Annotated in this window: 17 protein-coding genes; 2 read left to right on the top strand and 15 right to left on the bottom strand. The window is 62.4% G+C overall.

Features of this window, described 5'->3' with window-relative positions:
• From P3T25_RS30755 to bamE, 10 genes are all read right to left on the bottom strand, one after another.
• Positions 1 to 2195 (bottom strand): ESPR-type extended signal peptide-containing protein (locus tag P3T25_RS30755; protein ID WP_429360629.1); only part of this gene is annotated, 2195 nt, incomplete at its 3' end.
• 551 nt (positions 2196 to 2746) lie between these two features.
• Entirely contained in the window at positions 2747 to 3163 is a 417-nt protein-coding gene (locus P3T25_RS30750; protein WP_054034510.1) for a CopD family protein, read from the bottom strand.
• A 114-nt stretch (positions 3164 to 3277) separates the two neighbouring features.
• Positions 3278 to 4549, bottom strand: coding sequence for a glutamate-5-semialdehyde dehydrogenase (locus P3T25_RS30745; protein WP_266258670.1), 1272 nt, complete (start codon positions 4547 to 4549; stop codon positions 3278 to 3280).
• A gap of 125 nt (positions 4550 to 4674) precedes the next feature.
• The gene (gene holA, locus P3T25_RS30740; RefSeq protein WP_154558093.1) at positions 4675 to 5796 is read right to left on the bottom strand and encodes a DNA polymerase III subunit delta; all 1122 of its coding nucleotides are present in this window, start codon (positions 5794 to 5796) and stop codon (positions 4675 to 4677) included.
• Between the two features lie 84 nt (positions 5797 to 5880).
• Positions 5881 to 6432: an LPS assembly lipoprotein LptE gene (gene lptE, locus P3T25_RS30735; protein WP_429360626.1), complete on the bottom strand. Its 552-nt coding sequence runs from the start codon at positions 6430 to 6432 to the stop codon at positions 5881 to 5883.
• A gap of 91 nt (positions 6433 to 6523) precedes the next feature.
• Positions 6524 to 9118: a leucine--tRNA ligase gene (leuS, locus tag P3T25_RS30730; protein ID WP_429360624.1), complete on the bottom strand. Its 2595-nt coding sequence runs from the start codon at positions 9116 to 9118 to the stop codon at positions 6524 to 6526.
• A 219-nt stretch (positions 9119 to 9337) separates the two neighbouring features.
• Positions 9338 to 9775, bottom strand: a complete 438-nt coding sequence (locus tag P3T25_RS30725; RefSeq protein ID WP_154558095.1) for an ExbD/TolR family protein — start codon at positions 9773 to 9775, stop codon at positions 9338 to 9340.
• A gap of 28 nt (positions 9776 to 9803) precedes the next feature.
• Complete coding sequence (locus tag P3T25_RS30720) at positions 9804 to 10520, bottom strand: MotA/TolQ/ExbB proton channel family protein (protein WP_429360621.1); 717 nt, start codon at positions 10518 to 10520, stop codon at positions 9804 to 9806.
• 64 nt (positions 10521 to 10584) lie between these two features.
• A complete protein-coding gene (gene dapB / locus P3T25_RS30715; protein ID WP_429360619.1) occupies positions 10585 to 11382 on the bottom strand; it encodes a 4-hydroxy-tetrahydrodipicolinate reductase in 798 nt (265 codons plus the stop codon).
• A 203-nt stretch (positions 11383 to 11585) separates the two neighbouring features.
• Complete coding sequence (gene bamE, locus P3T25_RS30710; RefSeq protein ID WP_154558170.1) at positions 11586 to 12425, bottom strand: outer membrane protein assembly factor BamE domain-containing protein; 840 nt, start codon at positions 12423 to 12425, stop codon at positions 11586 to 11588.
• A 158-nt stretch (positions 12426 to 12583) separates the two neighbouring features.
• On the opposite strand from bamE, the gene fur reads away from it, so the two are divergent.
• Complete coding sequence (gene fur / locus P3T25_RS30705) at positions 12584 to 13012, top strand: ferric iron uptake transcriptional regulator (RefSeq protein WP_012434340.1); 429 nt, start codon at positions 12584 to 12586, stop codon at positions 13010 to 13012.
• Positions 13013 to 13130: 118 nt separating this feature from the next.
• Here the strand turns inward: fur and P3T25_RS30700 are convergent, their stop codons facing one another.
• The 3 genes from P3T25_RS30700 to P3T25_RS30690 all read right to left on the bottom strand — a co-directional run bounded on the left by P3T25_RS30700 (position 13131) and on the right by P3T25_RS30690 (position 16130).
• Positions 13131 to 13643 (bottom strand): ureidoglycolate lyase, encoded by a 513-nt coding sequence (locus P3T25_RS30700; protein WP_429360617.1) that lies wholly within the window; start codon positions 13641 to 13643, stop codon positions 13131 to 13133.
• A 13-nt stretch (positions 13644 to 13656) separates the two neighbouring features.
• Positions 13657 to 14667 carry an allantoicase gene (alc, locus tag P3T25_RS30695; RefSeq protein ID WP_154558099.1) on the bottom strand — a complete coding sequence of 337 codons (1011 nt, stop codon included), beginning with the start codon at positions 14665 to 14667 and terminating at the stop codon, positions 13657 to 13659.
• 134 nt (positions 14668 to 14801) lie between these two features.
• Positions 14802 to 16130 (bottom strand): C4-dicarboxylate transporter DctA, encoded by a 1329-nt coding sequence (locus P3T25_RS30690; protein ID WP_429360615.1) that lies wholly within the window; start codon positions 16128 to 16130, stop codon positions 14802 to 14804.
• 227 nt (positions 16131 to 16357) lie between these two features.
• Here P3T25_RS30690 and P3T25_RS30685 point away from each other — a divergent pair, with 227 nt between their 5' ends.
• A complete protein-coding gene (locus P3T25_RS30685) occupies positions 16358 to 17050 on the top strand; it encodes a FadR/GntR family transcriptional regulator (RefSeq protein WP_154558100.1) in 693 nt (230 codons plus the stop codon).
• Positions 17051 to 17146: 96 nt separating this feature from the next.
• On the opposite strand, the gene gap is transcribed toward P3T25_RS30685, so the two are convergent.
• Both gap and tkt read right to left on the bottom strand, forming a co-directional pair.
• Entirely contained in the window at positions 17147 to 18157 is a 1011-nt protein-coding gene (gene gap / locus P3T25_RS30680) for a type I glyceraldehyde-3-phosphate dehydrogenase (RefSeq protein WP_429360613.1), read from the bottom strand.
• Positions 18158 to 18252: 95 nt separating this feature from the next.
• A complete protein-coding gene (gene tkt, locus P3T25_RS30675; RefSeq protein WP_429360611.1) occupies positions 18253 to 20274 on the bottom strand; it encodes a transketolase in 2022 nt (673 codons plus the stop codon).
• Positions 20275 to 20410 lie beyond the last annotated feature (136 nt).

The raw sequence follows: 20410 nt of genomic DNA, 5'->3' as shown, positions 1-20410 counted from the left end.
GTCTTGTACAGCTGCGAGCCATTCACCGCGTCGCTGCTCGAGTCCGACAGCGCGCCTGCTGCCACGCCCGTCACCACACGGTTACCCGCCGTACCGGCCATGCTGATCTGCAGACCGTCCGTCGCCGCGCCAACCGTCAGGTTGCGCGTGGTCTGGTCCTGCTGCACCAGGCCCAGTCCACCGCCGTCGAGCTGTTTCGTGATGTCGGTCACCGAGCTTGCAACGTTATCGATCGCATCGGCGTTCTTCGTGATCGCGTCACTGTTCGCCGCCACGTCCTGGTTCGTCTTGTACAGCTGCGAGCCATTCACCGCGTCGCTGCTCGAGTCCGACAGCGCGCCTGCTGCCACGCCCGTCACCACACGGTTACCCGCCGTACCAGCCATGCTGATCTGCAGACCGTCCGTCGCCGCGCCAACCGTCAGGTTGCGCGTGGTCTGGTCCTGCTGCACCAGGCCCACTTCGCCGCTGTCGAGCTGTTTCGTGATGTCGCTCACCGAGCTTGCAACGTTGTCGATCGCATCAGCGTTCTTCGTGATTGCGTCAGCGTTCTGGGCAATCGCATCGGTGTTTTTCGTGATCGCGTCGCTGTTCGCCGCCACGTCCTGGTTCGTCTTGTACAACTGTGAGCCGTTCACCGCGTCCATGCTCGATGCCGACACCGTGCCTGCAGCCACGTTCACGATCTTGTTGCCCTTCACATCCGCCGCGCCACCCGCACCGTTGAACTGCACGGTCGCGCTGTTGAGCGACGACAGAGCCGTACCCACGTCGTGCTGCGTGCCGCCTGCAACGTTATAGGTCGGCGCACTGATCGTGCCGGTGCTTGCCGAATACGCGGCGCCGCCACCCAGCGCAGTCGCCGCATTCCCGCCTGCCGTGTCGATCTTCTTGTCTTCCGACTGCAACTGGCTCATGTTCACCGCATCGGTTGCGGCTACGCCTGCCGCCACGTTCACGATCTTGTTGCCCTTCACATCCGCAGCGCCACCCGCACCGTTGAACTGCACGGTCGCGCTGTTGAGCGACGAGAGTGCCGTACCCACATCGTGCTGCGTGCCGCCTGCAACCTTATAGGTCGGCGCACTGATCGCGCCCGTGGCCGAGTCGTAGGTCGAGCCACCACCCAGCGCAGCCGCAGTGTTCCCGCCTGCCGCGTTGATCTTCGCGTCTTCCGACTGCAACTGGCTCACGTTCACCGCATCGGTTGCGGCTACACCGGCCTTCACGTTCGACAGCGTCGTACCCGATGCGCCGCCCAGCGTCGCTGAGCCTTTGGTCATATCGTCGTATGCGACGAATGTGTTCGTGACGTAGCCGCTCGAATCGATCTTGATACCGACCTGCTGCAACTGCCCGACGTTCACCGCATCGGTTGCTTGCGAACCCGCCGCGACGTTCACGATCTGGCGTGTCGCGGTTGTGGAGCCCACGGAAACGGTATCGGCGCGGTCGGCGACTGAATTCGCACCGAGGGCCACGGCATTCGATTGGCTCGCCACGGCCGCGTTACCAAGGGCGACAGCGCCAGTGGCACTGGCAGTAGTCTTGACACCAAGTGCCATCGCATTCTGCTGGTTAGCGACGGCCGAGGTGCCGAGGGCAACGGCGCTGGTGCCACTAGCACTCGTCAAGGCGCCCAAGGCAACCGCACCTGTTGCCGTTGCCGTGGCCGTGTCACCGGCGGCGAACGACGAATTGGCGCTCGCGAGCGCCGCGTTTCCCAAAGCGAGCGAGGCAACTCCTTTCGCTGCCGAAGCATTACCAATGGCTGTCGCATAGCTCGCGATTGCGCTGGCACTGTAGCCAAGTGCAGTTTGATACGACCCCGTTGCAAAGCCGGTCGCCGAACTCTGCCCCCCAAGGCTGGTGCCGCTGCCCGTACCCGATGCCGTAGCAGAAGCGCCAATGGCTGTCGCATAGATCCCTGTTGCGTCCGTGCAAGGGGAATTCGTGGAACTGATTGCGATACTTTTCGCTCCATTAGCCAGATCAGTGTTCGCGCAGCCACCCAAGTTCGTTCCGATTCCGCTATTCGCCTCAGCATCCAGTGACGCGCCGGCACCCGCCATCAACATAGCAATCACCAAAGCCTTCTTGCTCACGCTCGACTTGCCCCGACTCCTCGCGACTTCTGACGCGGCGACATACGTCCCGGTGCTTTCATTCCATACGCTCTTGTACGACTTGTTCATGATTTCATCCTTCTGAATATCAGTCATGGGTTTTGATGTCGCGGGAGGTGTCTTACTGAAGCCCTGCGCGCGTCACTGAGTAGCAGAAGGATTAAAAACAGGGTCGTCGCAATTGGCATTTTTTGACCATCCCATTAATCCTTCTGGAATGGAATCACTATATGACCGAGCAATTCTCAAATTAATAGGACAGTTCTTAAATCCAGATGGCGATAGGAATGCACCTACGACAAATTGACAAAAATAGGACTCACGAACAGGAAGCCGCCTACAGCGCAGGGCTGCCAGACAACGGACTCACAGGAGGACTCAGCGCAAGCGCACGAGCGATGTCACGCTCAGATTAAGAATAACCTGAACGAATCACCTACTATGGAAGCACTTTGATGGAAAGAGATTGGCGTAAAAACAGCCGGATTAAATCAACACTTCTTGACGAATGCCAATTACCCAACATTCGATTATTGAATCGCATCCCGCACGATGCTAAACACCGCGCGGCCGGACAAACAAATCTGATCAACAAAAATAAATAGGAGAATTCCTATTTATCAAAACGGCTTAATAACCACCAATGCCACTGCCGCCAGCATCCCCAAAACAGGCAGTTCATTAAACATCCGATACCACTTATCCGAGCGGCGATTCTCGCCGCGCTCGAATGTCCGCAACAGCACGCCGCAATACGCGTGGTAAATGATCAGCAACACCACCACACCGACCTTCGCGTGAATCCAGCCCTGCCCGCGTCCGATGCCGACCGCGAGCCACAGCCACAGACCGCATGCAAGCGCCGGCACCGCGATAAACGTCATGAAGCGAAACAGCTTGCGCGCCATCGTCAAAAGGCGCGCCGTGGCGGCGGGTTCCGTCTCCATCGCCAGATTGACGAAGATGCGCGGCAGGTAGAACAGGCCGGCAAACCAGGAAGCAATCAGAACGATGTGAAACGTTTTTACCCAAAGCATCAGCGGTCCTCGTACTGCTTGTCAGCGTGGAAATGAGGGGGGCCGCCAGCGCACTGAACGGAAAGCGTGTGTCCATCCGAGAGATGGCGCTAGCGCGTCGAGCAGCGAACCGCGTTATTGCCGGCCTTCGCCGTGCCCCAGCACAATGTATTTCAGCGACGTCAGCCCTTCCAGCCCCACCGGCCCACGCGCATGCAGCTTGTCGTTCGAGATGCCGATCTCCGCACCCAAACCAAATTCAAAGCCATCGGCAAAGCGCGTCGACGCGTTGACCATCACGCTCGCCGAGTCGACTTCGCGCAGGAAACGCATCGCGCGGTCATGGTCTTCGGTGACGATCGCGTCAGTGTGCTGCGAGCTGTAGGTGTTGATATGGTCAATGGCCGCATCGAGGTCGTCCACCACCTTGATCGCGAGCACCGGCGCGAGATATTCGGTGCGCCAGTCTTCCTCGGTGGCATCGACGAGCGGGCCCACGCCTGCATCCGACAACACCGCGCGCGCTGCCGCGTCCACGCGTAGTTCGACTTCCTTGTCGCGATACAGCTTGCCCAAAGGCGGCAGCACTTCAGCCGCAATGCCACGCGCCACCAGCAGCGTTTCCATCGTGTTGCAGGTGCCGTAGCGGTGCGTCTTGGCGTTGTCGCAGACGGTCAACGCCTTCGCCACATCCGCGCGATCGTCGACATAAACATGGCAGATGCCGTCGAGGTGCTTGATCATCGGCACGCGCGCTTCGTTCATCAGCCGCTCGATCAGGCTCTTGCCGCCGCGCGGCACGATTACGTCGACGTATTCGGTCATCGTGATCAGCTTGCCGACCGCGGCGCGATCGGACGTGGCCACGACTTGAACCGCGTCCTGCGGCAAACCGGCGGCTTCCAGCCCTTCACCAATCAGCTTGGCCAACGCCGTGTTGCACTCCAGCGCTTCCGACCCGCCGCGCAGAATCGTCGCATTGCCCGACTTCAGACACAGCGCGGCCGCGTCGATCGTTACGTTCGGGCGCGATTCGTAGATGATGCCGATCACACCGAGCGGCACGCGCATCTGACCAACCTGAATCCCGCTCGGCCGATACTTCAGATTGCTGATCTCGCCAATCGGATCGGCCAGCGCGGCGACTTGCCGCAAGCCTTCGACCATCGTCCCGAGCGCCTTGTCCGACAGCGTCAAACGGTCGATGAACGCAGCGTCGAGCCCTTTCTCGCGTGCACGGGCAACGTCACGCGCATTGGCATCCTTCAGCAACGCGGCATCGCGTTCGATTGCTTGAGCGACAGCCGTAAGCGCGGCGTTCTTCGCCGCCGTCGACGCCCGCGCCATCGCACGCGATGCGTGGCGGGCGCGGCGGCCGAGGTCGGTCATGTACTGGTCGATATCCATGGTGAGTCTCATAGCGCCGCGCACGTCGAGGTGCGGCGGACAGGCAGAATTAGCGAAAGATCAAACGATTGTAAGTCGGGTGGCGGAGCTTTGCTTGACGCCACAAGCCGTGCCGACGGGGCTGATCAGGCCGGCCTGCGAGCAGGTGCGGCACCCGCAGAGCGAGGTCGTGGCGGCGGCACGGGCGCCGCTTTGGCCGGCGAAGCGACTGTCATCGCCAGTTCGAACAAGCCGTCCCACGGATCAGGCGGCGGATCGTTGCGATGATTGCCCGGCGTGCCACCGGACAATCCCTTCACCTGCCGATCCAGCCGCGCCGCCAAAGCGAGCGCCTTTTCAAGCGCACCCTCGGTGACGCGCGACAGCGCCGGTCCGATCAGCCGCTCACGCGGCCCCCAGACGCGGTTCTCACGCACCAGCATCGCGAGCGGCTTGCCTGCCGCCACGCCACGTTTGATCCGCAATAGCGTGCGCACTTCTTCGACAACGGCCCACAGCACCAGCACCGCAGCCTCGCCTTCGCCGCGCAGCCCGTCGAGCATGCGCGCCAGACGGCCAACGTCACCGGCGAGCATCGCCTCGTTCAGCTTGAAAACGTCATAACGGGCGACGTTCAGCACAGCGTCCTGAATCTGTTCAAAACTCAACGAACCGGCCGGATACAGCAGCCCCAGCTTCTGAATTTCCTGATGCGCTGCCAGCAGATTACCTTCCACGCGCTCGGCGATGAACGCCAACGCGCGCCGCCCTTCTTCACCAGCGGCAACCCGCTGGCCCTGAGCCGCGAGTCGCTGACCGACCCAATTCGGCAACTGTGCGCGCTCGACCGGATCGATTTTCAGCGCGACGCCAGCCTCAGACAGCGCGGTGAACCATGCAGACTTTTGCGTGGCGGCGTCCAATCGCGGCAGCGTGATCATCGTCAACACGTCGTCATTCACGGCGGCAGCGAGCGCCTTCAGCGCATCCGCGCCTTCCTTGCCGGGCTTGCCCGACGGAATGCGCAATTCGACCAGTTGACGGTCGCCGAACAGCGACATCGATTGACTCGCGCCAAGCAGCGAACTCCAGTCGAAACCGCGCTCGACGGTGAACACCGAGCGGTCGGTAAAACCGGCTGCACGCGCCGTCGCACGAATCCGGTCGCACGCTTCCTGCGCGAGCAGGTGCTCGTCGCCGTACACGACGTACAGTCCGGCGAGTCCCTTCGCGAGATGCGTTTCGAGCGCGTCAAGTCGCAGTTGCATGGCTACCGATCGGCGAGGTTAAACGAGTACGTGAGCGAGTACATGAGCACGTACAGCACACTAAACAAAGACACAGCACACCGCTCACAGCGGCGGCGGCGGCAACGGCGCGCGCGGCGCAACCGCCGGCACCTGCTGACCCGGCTCCGGATGCAGCGAACGCACCAGCGACAGACGGCGCGTCAACTGGTCGATCGCGTCGTTCTCCATGTCCGCGTACAGAATGTCGGCTTCAGCAGCCTTGGCCTGCGAGAACTGGTCGCTGTAAGTCATCGCGCGGTTTAGCGCGATCACGCTCGACGGAATCAGCACCGTGCCGTCCTTGCCGACCAGCGTGTAGGTCATCGAGAGATTCATCGCATACTCTTCGACGACACCGAGCGAGTTCAGCGTGAGCGTACTGAGGCCGCGGCCTTCAGTGATCTGCAGCGTTGCATCGGCATTCGCGACCGAAGTGACCACCACCGTGTCGCTGCCGCCCTGCACGATACGCGTGAGCCGCGCGCCGGCCGCTGCCGAACCGCCGGAGATAAAGAGTCGTTTGAATGCGTAGTCCTGCTGGCCGCGCAGCTGGAAGCCGCAGGCGGACAACATCAGCACGCTGCACACCAGCGTCAATAACGATCTGCGAGTCACATTGGCTCCTGGTTCGCAGTAGATTCCGCGACGCAGACAAGCGCCGCCATGAGCGGCGGCGTCTTGCCTGCTGTCATGTTTCGGTGGGCTTTCAAACGACCACGTTCACGAGACGGCCCGGCACCACGACGATCTTCTTCGGTGCCTTGCCTTCGCTGAACTTCCCGACCGCCTCATGCGCAGCGGCGAGCTGTTCGATCGCTTCACGTGTCGCATCTTTCGACACCGTGAGCGCACCGCGCACCTTACCGTTCACCTGCAGCACGAGTTCGATTTCGGCCTGTTCGAGCGCCTGTTCGTCGACCTTCGGCCATGCTGCGTCGAGCAGCGAGCCGAATTCGTCGGCGTAACCGAGTTCCTGCCACAACTGGAACGTCTGATGCGGCACGACCGGGTACAGCACGCGCAGCATCACGCTGTACGTCTCGCGCAGCACGGCCGGTTGCGCGCCCTTCGCGCTGTCGAGCGCGTTGAGCATCTTCATCGCCGCCGACACCACCGTGTTGTATTGCAAACGCTGGTAGTCGAAGTCGGCCTGCTTCAGCACGCTGTAGATCTCGCGGCGCAGCACCTTGTCGACTTCGCCGAGTTGCGCGACGTCGAACTTGCCGCCGGCGCGCAACGCTGCTTCGTTCGCGTGACCAAAGCTCCACACACGGCGCAGGAAACGGCTCGCGCCTTCCACGCCCGAACCCGACCATTCGAGCTGCTGCTCGGGTGGTGCGGCGAACATCACGAACAGGCGCGCGGTGTCCGCGCCGTGCTGATCGATCAGCAATTGCGGATCGACGCCGTTGTTCTTCGACTTCGACATCTTCTCGACGCCGCCGAGCACCACCGGCTGGCCGTCCGCGTTCAGCACGGCGCCGACCGGGCGGCCTTTGTCGTCGAACGAGACAGTGACGTCAGCCGGGTTGTACCAGGTCTTCTTACCCGCTTCGTTTTCGCGGTAGTAAGTTTCGTTGAGCACCATGCCCTGCGTCAGCAGGTTCTTGGCCGGCTCGCCGAACTCGATCAAGCCCATGTCGCGCATCACCTTCGCCCAGAAGCGCGAGTACAAAAGGTGCAGAATCGCGTGCTCGATACCGCCGATGTACTGGTCCATCGGCGCCCAGTAATCGGTGCGCTCGTCGACCATGGTTTTCGCGTCCGGCGCCGCGTAGCGGTAGAAGTACCAGGACGAATCGACGAAAGTGTCCATCGTGTCGGTTTCGCGCTTCGCCGCGCCGCCGCAGGTCGGGCAGGTGCAGTTCACAAACGCTTCGGACTTGGCGAGCGGATTGCCCGTGCCGTCCGGCACGAGGTCTTCCGGCAGCACCACCGGCAAGTCTTTTTCCGGCACCGGCACGTCGCCGCAGGTCGGGCAGTGGATGATCGGAATCGGCGTGCCCCAGTAACGCTGGCGTGACACGCCCCAGTCACGCAGACGCCACGTGATCTGTTTGTCGCCGAGGCCGAGTTCTTTCAGATCGGCGGCGATGGCATCGACTGCCTGCGTGTAGTTCAGGCCGTCGTACTTGCCGCTGTTGATGCAGACGCCGCCTTCCTTCTCGCCATACCATTCCTGCCACGCTTCGGTCGAGTATTCCTTGCCTTCAAGGGCGATCACCTGCTTGATCGGCAGACCGTATTTCTTCGCGAACGCGAAGTCGCGCTCGTCGTGTGAAGGCACGCCCATCACCGCGCCTTCGCCGTAGCTCATCAGCACGTAGTTGCCGATCCACACTTCGACCTGTTCCTGCGTCAGCGGATGCGTGACGTAGAAGCCGGTGGCCATGCCCTTCTTTTCCATCGTCGCCATGTCGGCTTCAGCGACGCCGCCGCGCTTGCATTCTTCGATGAAGGCCTGCAGCTCCGGCTTGTCTTGCGCGAGACGCGTGGCGAGCGGATGCTCGGCGGCGACCGCGCAGAAGGTCACGCCCATGATCGTGTCGGCGCGCGTGGTGAACACGCGCAGCAGCTTCTGTTCGCCGTCGATTTCATACGGGAAACCGAAGTTCACGCCGAAGCTCTTGCCGATCCAGTTCTGCTGCATGATCTTGACGCGTTCGGGCCAGCCGAGGCCTTCGAGGTCGTTCAGCAGCTCATCCGCGTACTGCGTGATGCGCATGTAGTACATCGGGATTTCGCGCTTTTCGATCAGCGCGCCCGAACGCCAGCCGCGGCCGTCGATCACCTGCTCGTTGGCGAGCACGGTCTGATCGACCGGGTCCCAGTTGACGGTGCCGGTTTTCTTGTACGCGATGCCCTTTTCGAGCATCTTCAGGAACAGCCACTGGTTCCACTTGTAGTAATCGGGGCTGCAGGTTGCGACCTCGCGCGACCAGTCGATCGCGAGGCCCATCGACTGCATCTGCTTCTTCATGTAAGCGATGTTGTCGTAGGTCCACTTCGCCGGCGGCACGTTGTTGGCCATTGCCGCGTTTTCCGCCGGCATGCCGAACGCGTCCCAACCCATCGGCATCAGCACGTTGTAGCCGTTCATCCGCAGATAGCGGTACATCACGTCGTTGATCGTGTAGTTCCGTACGTGCCCCATGTGCAGCTTGCCCGACGGGTACGGCAGCATCGAGACGCAATAGAACTTGGGCTTATCAGTGGTTTCCGACGTCTTGTACGCGTCGATGGCGCGCCATTGCCCTTGCGCGGCGGCTTCGACGTCGGAGGGAACGTATTTTTCGTGCATGGTGTGATGGAATCGCTGGGTTCGGTGCTTTCGCACCGTGCCTGGTGCTCTGCTGGATGAAATGGCGTCGTTTCCCCTTCTGCGGGGGAAAGGGCTGATTATACCGTCCACGGACGGGTGCGCCGCGTGGCGTGGCGCGCGGGGCGGCCTCGCAGGCGCGGGAGCGGCTGCATGTTTAGCGGCATGGCCCACCGGGCGCGGTGCCGCCCGATAACGCAGCTAGGGTTTAGCGCCTGGAGGCGGCGGATCCGTCACGAAACCGATCCGCTCGAGCCCGGCCTGCTGCGCCGCGCCCATCACCTGCGCGATCACCTCGTAGCGCGTCGAGCGCTCGGCGCTCAGGTGGATCTCGGGCTGGTCGGTCTGCGCCGCTTTGCCCGCTGCCATGAATTGCGCGCGCATCTGCTGCAGCGTAATGACGCTGCCGTTCCAGTACAGCTTGCCGGCGGCATCGATTGAAAGAGAAATGGTTTGCGGCGTTTGCCGCGCGGGCGCGGCCGCGACTTTGGGCAAATCGAGCCGGATCGCGTGCGTGAATAAAGGCGCGGTAATGATAAAAATCACCAGCAGCACGAGCATCACGTCGATCAACGGCGTCATGTTGATCTCGGCCATCGGCGCGGCCGTCTGCTTTTTCTCGAGTCCGCCGAATGCCATGTCGCCTCCTTCTGCCTGAGCGCTGCGCTTAGTGGGTCGGGGTCCGGGCCTGGGCTTGCTGCGGCTGAGGCCGGGGCTGATCCGCCGGCGCGCACACATAGGCGTGCAGATCGTGCGCGAAGCCGTCGAGTTCCTCCGACAACTGCCGCACCATCCGCCCAAGCACGTTATAGGCGAGCACTGCCGGGATCGCGACCACGAGGCCGAAAGCCGTCATGATCAGCGCCTCGCCGACCGGACCCGCGACGTTCTCGATCTGCGCCTGACCGCTCGCCGCGATGCTGCCGAGCGCGTGATAGATACCCCAAACCGTGCCGAGCAGGCCGACGAACGGCGCCGTGCTGCCCACCGAGGCCAGCAGCACCTGGCCGAACTCGAGCCGCCGCTGCGACGCGTTGAGCGCCTGGCGCAGCGCCCGCAACACCCGCTCGCCGCGCTCGACGCGGGCGAGCAGCGCGCCGGGAATGTCCACTTCGGCGGCATGCAGCGCGGCCTCGGCGAGCGGCGTGAAGACGCGCTCGCGGTCCACGCGTCTCATTGCCGCGACGCCGTCCGACAACGTCGACGCCTGCCAGAACTGCGCAATCGCCGGCGTGGCCTGACGTTTCGCGCGCGTGAGGATCCAGCTTTTGACGATCAGAAAGCACCAGCTCGCAATCGACATAGCCAGCAGCACATACGCGACGCCATGCGTGATCGCGTCGCTGGTTTCCAGGTAGTGGATGATGCCGCTGCTGCCTGCCATCTGACCTCGCTATCGGAAAGTGATTACAGGGGCGTAACGGGGCCCTGCACAGGCCCCGTGCTGCTCAACGCAGGCCGAGCACGTCCTGCATGTCGAAAAAGCCCGTCTCGTGGCCTTCGAGGAAACGTACAGCACGAAGCGCGCCTTGCGCATACGACAGGCGGCTCGCCGATTTGTGCGTGATTTCGATGCGCTCGCCGATGCCGGCAAACAGCACGGTATGGTCGCCGACGATATCGCCGCCACGAATTGCCGAAAAACCGATCGTGGACGGATCGCGTTCGCCGGTCACGCCTTCGCGGCTGTAGACCGCGCATTCGTCGAGATTGCGGCCGAGCGCGTTGGCGATCACTTCACCCATGGTCAGCGCCGTGCCGGACGGCGCGTCGACCTTGTGGCGGTGATGGGCCTCGATGATTTCGATGTCGTAGCCGGTCGCGAAATGCTTCGCGGCGTATTCGAGCAGCTTCAGCGTGACATTGACGCCCACGCTCATGTTCGACGAGAACATGATGGCGATCTTGTCCGCCGCGGCGCGCAGTTGCGCTTTCTGCTCGTTGTCGAAACCGGTCGTGCCGATCACCATTTTGACGTTGTGGCGCTGCGCGGCTTCCAGATGCATCAGGGTGCCTTCCGGACGCGTGAAGTCGATCAGGTAGTCGGATTCGGCGAACACGCGCTCGACGTCGTCCGTCAGCAGCACGCCCGTCTGTTTGCCCAGAAACGCGCCGGCGTCCTGACCGAGTTGCGGGGAGCCCGCACGGTCGAGCGCACCGGACAGCGTGGCGTCGGAATCATTGAGGACGGTTTCGATGAGCATCCGGCCCATACGGCCCGATGCGCCAGCAATGGCAATTTTCATGGCTACGAGGGTTCGAAAGGGGTAAACCGCGGCAAAACCCGTCAAATGCGGGCAAAAGCGGCGGCGGGCAGCACACCCGGGCGCCGCACATACAGGACCAGCAGACGACCAGTACAGGTACGGCAGAACGGCTGACGGGCGCGGCGCACGGTACATTCCGACGCAGCGCCCGTCTTAACCGTCCCAAGAGAAGGACAGCGTGCTTAGCCGCCCGTTCCCACAGTGGACGAAGAAGACGTCAACGGCGCGTTATGCGTCGGGCCGCCATTGCTGCTTTGCGGGCCCGTCGGTCCCACCGGATTATCCTGCGTGCCCGGAACCTGCGGCGGCGGCGGACGATGGAACTGGAACTGCGGCTGCCCAGCGGCCGTGGGGCCTTGCTGCGGAATACCGCCGCCGTTGGCGGTCGGCGCGGTGGAGCGCACCGACGACTGCGTTTTGCCCGACGGCGATTGCACCGCATTGGTCAGCCGATTCGCGGCCTGCGCGGCTTCGGCGTTGGCGTCCGTTGACGGCACGGCCGCTGCTGCCGCGGCGGCGTCGACGGACGGCGAACTCGTGGTGTCCACGGCAGCCGGCGCAGCAGCCACCGGCGCGCTGGCGCCAGTCGCAGCACTTGCCACATTCGGCACGGCTGCCTTCTTCTTGCCGGACTTGTCGCCGTCAATTTCAGCCAGCAACTCGAGGTTGGACGGCAGATCTTCGCCACCCGACCAGCTGGCGACACGGTCGCCCGCGAACAGGATCACGAAGTCGCGCTGCTGCACGACGTTAGTCGAGCCGCGCTTGAAATAGAACACGTAGTCCCAGCGGTCTGCGTGGAACATGTCGGTCAACAACGGTGTGCCGAGCAACTGCTTCACCTGGGCGCGCGACATGCCGACCTGCATCTGGGCAGCCGCTTCTTGCGAGACGAAATTGCCTTGCACCACCGTAATACGGTACGGGGTAATGCTTTGGGCAACGCGCTGCGTCAAGCTGTCGTAGGTGGAACATCCGGCAAGAACCGCGACAGTCGCAACAGCGATCAAGGTACCCCGCATGCGGCTCCCCCGGTAGATCAATTGAGATTTTGAAATCATTTCACTCACCGTGCGGGCCCGCTGACGAGCCGCGCGAGTTTCATTCCATCGAAGATGACCAGAACGGCAAAAACACATTACTATGAGAGCCCAGCATTGTACTCTAGGGATCCCTTGTCATGACCAATCCAACCGATCTCAAGAATATCGGGCTCAAGGCGACCCTTCCGCGCCTCAAAATCCTTGAGATTTTCCAGCATAGCCCAGTGCGTCATCTGACTGCAGAAGACGTCTACCGCAACCTGCTGCACGAAGAGCTCGATATCGGTCTCGCAACCGTGTATCGGGTGCTGACGCAGTTCGAGCAGGCTGGCCTGCTGTCGCGCAGCAATTTCGAATCCGGCAAAGCGGTGTTCGAATTGAACGAAGGGTCGCATCACGACCACCTCGTTTGCCTCGATTGCGGGCTCGTCGAAGAGTTTTTCGACTCCGAGATCGAAAGCCGCCAGCAATCCATCGCGAAGGAACGCGGCTTCAAGCTGCAGGAACATGCGCTGGCGCTGTACGGCGCGTGTACCAAGGAGAATTGCCCGCATCGCAAGCATTGAAGTCGAATGCTTGAGATGCCGGCCGCGTCGGGGGTGCGCGGTTCGGCGGGCAAAGAAAAAACCCGGTCGACGGCAAATCGACCGGGTTTTTTTACGCGTGCGGCGCTGCGATTCCAGCCTATTCCGCCAGCTCGACGCTCGCTTCGAACAGCAGCCGCCACGGCTCGGCCAATGACAATTCATCGCAGTTAGGCTGCTCGCCGCCACGATCCACCACCACAAAATCGCTCACCTGATCGAGCGCGAGCAGGGGGTGGTGCCAAACACCTTTCGAATAATTCACGCCCTGCCAGCCGTCGCTCCAGAACGCTTGCATCCGCGCCGGATCGAGCTCTCCCACAGGCGCGACGACCACCAGATAGCGGCGCGCCGTTAAGGGAATGAAAGCCTGGCTGCCGAGCGGATGCCGCTCCATCATCGTGATTTCGATCGGCAGCGCCCGCGGTTGCGCCCGAAACAGGTTGATCAGCGGCCGGCCGCCGTTCTCCGTCACGTCGACGTTCGCCAGGTCGTGATAGCGCTCGGTCGTGCCGCCGTTGATTGGGAAATGGCGCGCGCCGTCCAGTTCGATGACGTCGCCGAACGGCGCGAAAGCCGCGCGCGTCAGCCGTTCCACATGCAAGGTTTTCATCGACGCAACTCCGTTATGCGATCTCGCCCCACAAGCGTAGACGCGATACGCCGCCGTCCGGGAAGATATTGAAACGCACATGCGTCACCGGGCCGAGAGAGGCGATGTCGTCCGCGAACGTGTGCACGTGGTCCATCTGCAGCTTCTGTTCGCCGAGCAGCACCGGCCAGAACATCGCCTGCGTGACGAGCGAATCGTCCGTCCCACCCGTCACCGAGGCCGCCTGCAGCGAACAGCGATCGGGATAATTGCCCTTGAAGTGCGCGGTATCGACTTCGATCTTGCGAATCACGCCCGGCCGCGCAAGCGCGACGATCGCCCAGTCGTTGCCCGGCTCGCGACGGCGTCGCGTCTCCCAGCCGTCGCCCATGTTGACGCCGCGGCCCGGCATCAGCATCTGCGAGGCCGGCCCGAAATGTTGGTTGTTAGCGGCGACAAGGTACGCGCCGTTTTCGATCGCGGCGAGATCCAGCAGCGTGCCGCGCTCGACGCGCTCCCAGTCCCGCTTCGGCTGGCCATACACGCGCAGACGCGCGAGACCGCCGTCCGGGTAGAGATTCACGCGCAGATGGGTGAACGCGCGGGCGTCGTTCACTTCGACGTAATGGTGCTGATTGCCCTGCAGCGTGGTGGCCGGCACGAGCGTTTGCCAGTCGGCGTTGTCGGGCGGAACGTCGCCGTCCACGTAGCACGCGTCGATCGACGCGGCCGGCGGGAAGTTGCCGGTGAAGTGGCTCGTGTCCAGATCGACGCCGTACACGACGCCCGGCCGCGCGAGCCGGATCACGCAATAGTCGTGGCCGGTGGTGCGCTTACGGCGCGTTTCCCAACCGTCCATCCATTTGCCGTGGTCATCGTATTTGCCGGGAATGAACACTGCCGGTTGCGGCTCGAGCATGCGTTCTTTCGGGGCGAAAAATTCGTCGCTCGCGTGGAGCGCCTGCGCGCCCAGACGCGGGTCGGCGAGGTTCATGTAGCGACGGGTGAAAGCGGGGGCGTTGGGGTCGAGGATCGGATTAGCCATAGTCTCAGTCAGGCGACGAAAAGTGAGGGAGAGCCGGCGGAGTCAGCGCATCCGCCGGGGTAGAACGCGCGCTGCGTTGGCGCGCTGTTGAATAGCGATGATTCTGGCCACAGTGCAACTGTGGCCGTGCTTTTTCAAACGGCCGGTGCGTGTTCGCCGGCGGCCGGCTCGGCGCCTGCATCTTCGCCTGCGGGTACGTAGCGCAGCGCTGCGTCACGGTTCAACACGCGATGGGCACGCGCCCGGTCGATATCGTTTTCCCATACGGCGACCACCACCGTCGCCACGCAATTGCCGATCAGGTTGGTCAACGCACGGGCAATGCCGACGAACCAGTCGACCGGCAGAATCAGCACGAGGCCGAGCACGGGGATCGCCGGAATCGCGGACAGCGTCGCGGCCAGAATCACGATGGCCGAGCCAGGAATGCCGTGCGCGCCCTTCGACGTCACCAGCGACACCAGCACCACGACGATCAGGTCATGGATGGACAGCGGCGTATTGGTAGCCTGCGCGATGAAAATCACAGCAAGCGTCAGATAGATGGAGAAGCCGTCCAGATTGAAGGAGTAACCGGTCGGAATGACCAGCCCGACGGTCGAATCCTTGACGCCCATCCATTCGAGCTTGCGCATGATCTGCGGCAGCACGGCATCCGAAGAGGCTGTACCCAGTACGATCGAAAGCTCCTCGCGCAGATAGCGGATCAGCTTGAAGATGCTGAAGCCGGCCAGACGCATCACCACGCCCAGCACGACCACCACGAACACGATGCAGCTCGCGTAGAACACCAGCACCAGCATGCCGAGTTGCTTGAGCGACTCGACGCCGTAGGTGCCGGTCGTGAACGCGATCGCGCCGAGCACGCCGAGCGGCGCGAGCTTGATGATGAAACCCATCACGCGGAAGAACACCTGCGAAAGCTCGTCGATCAGGCTGCTGACGCGCTGCGCCTTGTTGCCCAACAGCGACAGCGCCGAGCCGAACAGCACCGAAAACACGAGGATTTGCAGAATATCGCCGGTGGCGAATGCGTTGATCGCCGTGTCGGGGATGATCTTCAGCAGAAAGCCGGCCGTGTCCTTCAGGCTCTTCGCGTGCTCGGTGTAGGTCGACAGCGAAGCGGGGTCGAGCGAATGCAGATTGATGTTCATGCCGACGCCAGGCCGTGTTGCGTAGGCCAGCACCGCGCCGATCACGAGCGCAATCGTCGTCATGATCTCGAAGTAGATCACCGCTTTCAGGCCGACGCGGCCGACCTTGCGCAGATCGCCGGCATGCGCCATGCCGCTCACCACGACGCAGAAAACGATTGGGCCGATCACCATCTTGATCAGCTTGAGAAAGCCGTCGCCGAGCGGGCGCAGCGATTGGGCGAAATGCGGGAACACGGCGCCGATCACGATGCCCGCGACCAACGCTATGACGACCCGGCCAAACAGCGAATTGAAGAATTTCAACACGGCTTCCTCCTGGTTGCGATTCACATCTGTTCAGACTGGTCCGACCAGTTCTGTTATCTCGAATAGTAGGAAGCCGATATACTGGCGTCAAGGATTCATTAAATAGCGTTTACCCGCTATTTTTTTGCTGTTCCGGGGCCGGATTGCGCACGTTAAACGGCCCGTCGTACGAGCGTTCAGAACGCGTATTACAATGCTGGTCAGACCGCGCACCCAAGTGAGCCACGATGAAAAACGTTCCGCACACCGTCACCGATGCCGCCATCGCGACCATCCGCGAACGGATCGAAGTGGGCGTCTATCCGGTGGGCAGTTTGCTGCCGGCACAGCGTCAGCTCTCCGAGGAACTGGCGATCAGCCGCGCATCGTTGCGCGAGGCGCTCTCGACGCTCGAAGCGCTCGGTCTGCTGATGATCCGTCCCGGTAAGGGCGTTTATGTGGAAAGCGCGCAGGCCGCCGCTGCGCAACCGTGGCGCTTCGCGGAGCAGTCGTCGCTGCCGGATACGTACCAGATGCGTTTCGCGCTGGAAGGCTTTATCGCGCGCATGGCGGCGCTGGCTGTCACCGATTCCGACCTCGCCTGGTTCGAAGACAACATCGCAGCCATGCAGACAGCGCTCGCCTGCGACGAACTCGACGAAGCCGCTCGCCTCGACTACGACTTCCACATGCGCATCGTGAGCATTGCCGGCAACGCGGCGATCGAATCGATTCTGAGCAGTGCCGCGGAAATCATGAAGGAAAGCCAGCGGATGCCGTTTTATCGGCGCGAGTTAGTGCTGTCCACGTACACCGAGCATCGGGCGATTCTCGACGCGCTTAAGGCGCGTGATTCAGCGGCGGCCGGCAAGGCGATCGAAACGCATATCTCGAACGCCGCGCAGCGCGCCGGCGTCTATTTCCCCACGCCTCAGGCGTAAAAAAACCGCTCCGAAGAGCGGTTTTCTTTTGCAGTTGCCCTGCAACCGGCCCTAGGCCAGCAGCAAAGGCACACGAAACGAAGCTAGAACACCAGCTTACTTTGCGTTGGCCAGCGCCACAGCCGTGTCCAGCATGCGGTTCGAGAAGCCCCACTCGTTGTCGTACCAGCTCGACACCTTCACCAGACGGCCCGACACCTTGGTCAGCGTTGCGTCGAACGTCGACGAAGCCGGGTTGTGGTTGAAGTCGATCGAGACCAGCGGTGCGTCGTTGTAACCGAGGATGCCCTTCAGCGAGCCTTCCGACGCTTCCTTCATGATCGCGTTGACTTCTTCGACCGTCGTGTCGCGCGCGGCGATGAACGACAGGTCGACGACCGACACGTTGATCGTCGGGACGCGAATCGCGTAGCCGTCCAGCTTGCCGTTCAGTTCCGGCAGCACGAGGCCGACTGCCGATGCAGCACCGGTCTTCGTCGGGATCTGGCTGTGCGTGGCCGAACGCGCGCGGCGCAGGTCTTCGTGATACACGTCCGTCAGAACCTGGTCGTTCGTGTACGCGTGGATCGTGGTCATCAGACCGTTCACGAGGCCGATCTTGTCGTTCAGCGGCTTGACGAGCGGTGCCAGGCAGTTGGTCGTGCACGATGCGTTCGAGATCACCGTGTCCGATGCCTTCAGCACGTCGTGGTTCACGCCGTAGACGATCGTCGCGTCGACGTCCTTACCGCCCGGCGCCGAGATGATGACCTTCTTTGCGCCGCCCTTGATGTGCGCGCTGGCCTTTTCCTTGGTCGTGAAAAAGCCCGTGCATTCCATCACGACGTCGACGTTCAGCTCGCCCCACGGCAGTTCTGCCGGGTTGCGGTTCGCCAGCACGCGGATCTTGTCGCCGTTGACGACCAGGTAATCGCCGTCCACCGACACTTCGCCCGGGAACTTGCCGTGCGCGGTGTCGTATTGCGTCAGGTGAGCATTGGTCTTGGCATCGCCAAGATCGTTGATGGCGACGATTTCGATATCGTGCTTCTTGCCGTTTTCATAGAAGGCGCGCAGCGTGTTGCGGCCGATCCGGCCGTAGCCGTTGATTGCGACGCGAATCGTCATGATCTATCTCCTGATGGCTGAAAAAAATCTTCCATGTTCGTCTGTCCTTCTGGCGCAACCGCGCGTGGGGTACACGCGGTCGCGCTTACCGAAGGTCAGCCGAGTGCGGCTTTTGCCGTCTCTACCACGTGCTCGACGGTGAAGCCGAAATGCTTGAACAGCACGCCAGCCGGGGCCGATTCGCCGAACGTGTCGATGCCGACCACGCCGCCTTCCAGACCCACGTACTTGCGCCAGAAATCCGTGACACCCGCTTCGATCGCGACGCGGCGCACGCCCTTCGGCAGCACGCGTTCACGGTACTCGGCGTCCTGCTTGTCGAACACGGTGGTCGACGGCATCGACACGACACGTGCCGCGATGCCTTCGCGAGCCAGCGGCTCAACCGCGTTCAACGCCAGTTCGACTTCGGAACCGGTGGCGATCAGGATGACCTTGCGTGCGACGATCTCGTCGTTCCAGTCGCGCAGCACGTAACCACCCTTCTCGATGTTGGCGATCTGCGCGTCAGTACGCTCCGAGAACGGCAGGTTCTGACGGCTGAAGATCAGGCACGACGGGCCATGATGCTCGACCGCGTGGGTCCAGGCCACCGCCGTTTCGACCGTATCGGCCGGGCGCCACACTTGCAGATTCGGGATCAGACGCAGGCTTGCGACGTGTTCGATCGACTGGTGGGTCGGGCCGTCTTCGCCCAGACCGATCGAGTCGTGCGTGAACACGAAGATCGACGGCGACTTCATCAGAGCGGCGACGCGCAGCGCGTTGCGGCTGTAGTCCGAGAACGTCAGGAACGTACCGCCGAAGGCCTTGAAGCCGCCATGCAGCGCGATGCCGTTGATCGCGGCGCTCATGCCGAATTCGCGCACGCCGTAGTTCACGTAGTTGCCGGCAGCCTTGCCTTCGGCGTTCACACGCACCGGCTTGGCGGCCTTCCAGTTGGTCAGGTTCGAACCGGTCAGATCAGCGGAACCGCCGAGCAGTTCCGGCAACACGGCCGACAAACCTTCGATAGCCTGTTGCGATGCCTTACGCGTCGCGACAGTTTCCTTGCGTTCGTTCGCGCCGGCGATGATCGCCTTCGCCTTTTCCTTCCAGTCGGCGGGCAATTGCTTCGCGTCGCGGCGCTTGAATTCAGCGGCTTCCTGCGGGTATTTGGCTGCGTACGCTGCAAACGCCTTGTTCCAGTCGGATTCGTTGCGTGCGCCAGCTTCTGTTGCATCCCATGCTGCATAGACTTCCTGCGGGATCACGAACGGCTCCCACTTCCAGCCGATTGCTTCGCGCGTGGCCGCGATTTCCTTGTCGCCGAGCGGCGAGCCGTGCGAATCGTGGCTGCCGGACTTGGTCGGCGCGCCTTCGCCGATCACGGTCTTGCAGCAGATCAGCGTCGGCTTGTCCGATTGCTTGGCTTGCTTGATCGCGGCGTCGACCGCGTCGACGTCATGGCCGACCACGTTCGGGATCACGTTCCAGCCGTACGCTTCGAAGCGCTTCGGCGTGTTGTCGTGGAACCAGTGAACCACTTCGCCGTCGATCGAGATGCCGTTGTCGTCGTAGAACGCGATCAGCTTGTTCAGCTTCAGCACGCCCGCGAGCGAGCAGGCTTCATGCGAGATGCCTTCCATCAGGCAGCCGTCGCCAACGAACACATACGTGTGATGGTCGACGATCTTCGCGTCAGACTTGTTGAATTCGGTGGCGAGCAGCGATTCGGCGAGCGCCATGCCGACTGCGTTGGCCAGACCCTGGCCGAGCGGGCCGGTGGTGGTCTCGACGCCCGGCGTGATGCCGTATTCCGGGTGACCCGGCGTCTTCGAATGCATCTGACGGAAGTTCTTCAGCTCTTCCATCGGCAGGTTGTAGCCGGTCAGATGCAGCAGCGAGTACAGCAGCATCGAGCCGTGACCGTTCGACAGCACGAAGCGGTCGCGATCGGCCCATTGCGGGTTCTTCGGGTTGTGACGCAGATGGCGCGACCACAAAGCCACGCCGATTTCGGCCATGCCCATCGGCATGCCGGGGTGGCCGGAGTTCGCTTTTTGAACGGCGTCCATGGACAACGCGCGGATTGCGTTGGCCATCAGGGAAGTGTGTGCGGGAGACGGGGTCGTCATGTCGAGTCCGGAGACAGAGTCAGAAGGCGGTGCGCGCTTGAGGCCCGGATGCTCGAATGCCAGTCCACTTCGGCGCACGGTGCGGCGCCAGGAGACGCGAAACGGGCAGAGCAAACGGACAAGGCTGAAAGCGTGA

Source organism: Paraburkholderia sp. GAS32 (genome assembly GCF_050434225.1).
GTDB classification, from domain to species: Bacteria; Pseudomonadota; Gammaproteobacteria; order Burkholderiales; family Burkholderiaceae; genus Paraburkholderia; species Paraburkholderia madseniana.
The sequence above is the reverse complement of the archived record's forward strand: the minus strand, read 5'-3'. Positions and strand labels throughout refer to the sequence as shown.

Excerpts from the sequence above, each read along its gene's own strand:
- P3T25_RS30750 (WP_054034510.1), bottom strand. The coding sequence starts at position 3,163 with ATGCTTTGGGTAAAAACGTTTCACATCGTTCTGATTGCTTCCTGGTTT.
- tkt (WP_429360611.1), bottom strand. The coding sequence starts at position 20,274 with ATGACGACCCCGTCTCCCGCACACACTTCCCTGATGGCCAACGCAATC.
- leuS (WP_429360624.1), bottom strand. The coding sequence starts at position 9,118 with ATGCACGAAAAATACGTTCCCTCCGACGTCGAAGCCGCCGCGCAAGGG.
- P3T25_RS30700 (WP_429360617.1), bottom strand. The coding sequence starts at position 13,643 with ATGAAAACCTTGCATGTGGAACGGCTGACGCGCGCGGCTTTCGCGCCG.
- bamE (WP_154558170.1), bottom strand. The coding sequence starts at position 12,425 with ATGCGGGGTACCTTGATCGCTGTTGCGACTGTCGCGGTTCTTGCCGGA.
- holA (WP_154558093.1), bottom strand. The coding sequence starts at position 5,796 with ATGCAACTGCGACTTGACGCGCTCGAAACGCATCTCGCGAAGGGACTC.
- alc (WP_154558099.1), bottom strand. The coding sequence starts at position 14,667 with ATGGCTAATCCGATCCTCGACCCCAACGCCCCCGCTTTCACCCGTCGC.
- P3T25_RS30745 (WP_266258670.1), bottom strand. The coding sequence starts at position 4,549 with ATGGATATCGACCAGTACATGACCGACCTCGGCCGCCGCGCCCGCCAC.
- fur (WP_012434340.1), top strand. The coding sequence starts at position 12,584 with ATGACCAATCCAACCGATCTCAAGAATATCGGGCTCAAGGCGACCCTT.
- P3T25_RS30685 (WP_154558100.1), top strand. The coding sequence starts at position 16,358 with ATGAAAAACGTTCCGCACACCGTCACCGATGCCGCCATCGCGACCATC.
- gap (WP_429360613.1), bottom strand. The coding sequence starts at position 18,157 with ATGACGATTCGCGTCGCAATCAACGGCTACGGCCGGATCGGCCGCAAC.
- P3T25_RS30725 (WP_154558095.1), bottom strand. The coding sequence starts at position 9,775 with ATGGCATTCGGCGGACTCGAGAAAAAGCAGACGGCCGCGCCGATGGCC.
- P3T25_RS30720 (WP_429360621.1), bottom strand. The coding sequence starts at position 10,520 with ATGGCAGGCAGCAGCGGCATCATCCACTACCTGGAAACCAGCGACGCG.
- dapB (WP_429360619.1), bottom strand. The coding sequence starts at position 11,382 with ATGAAAATTGCCATTGCTGGCGCATCGGGCCGTATGGGCCGGATGCTC.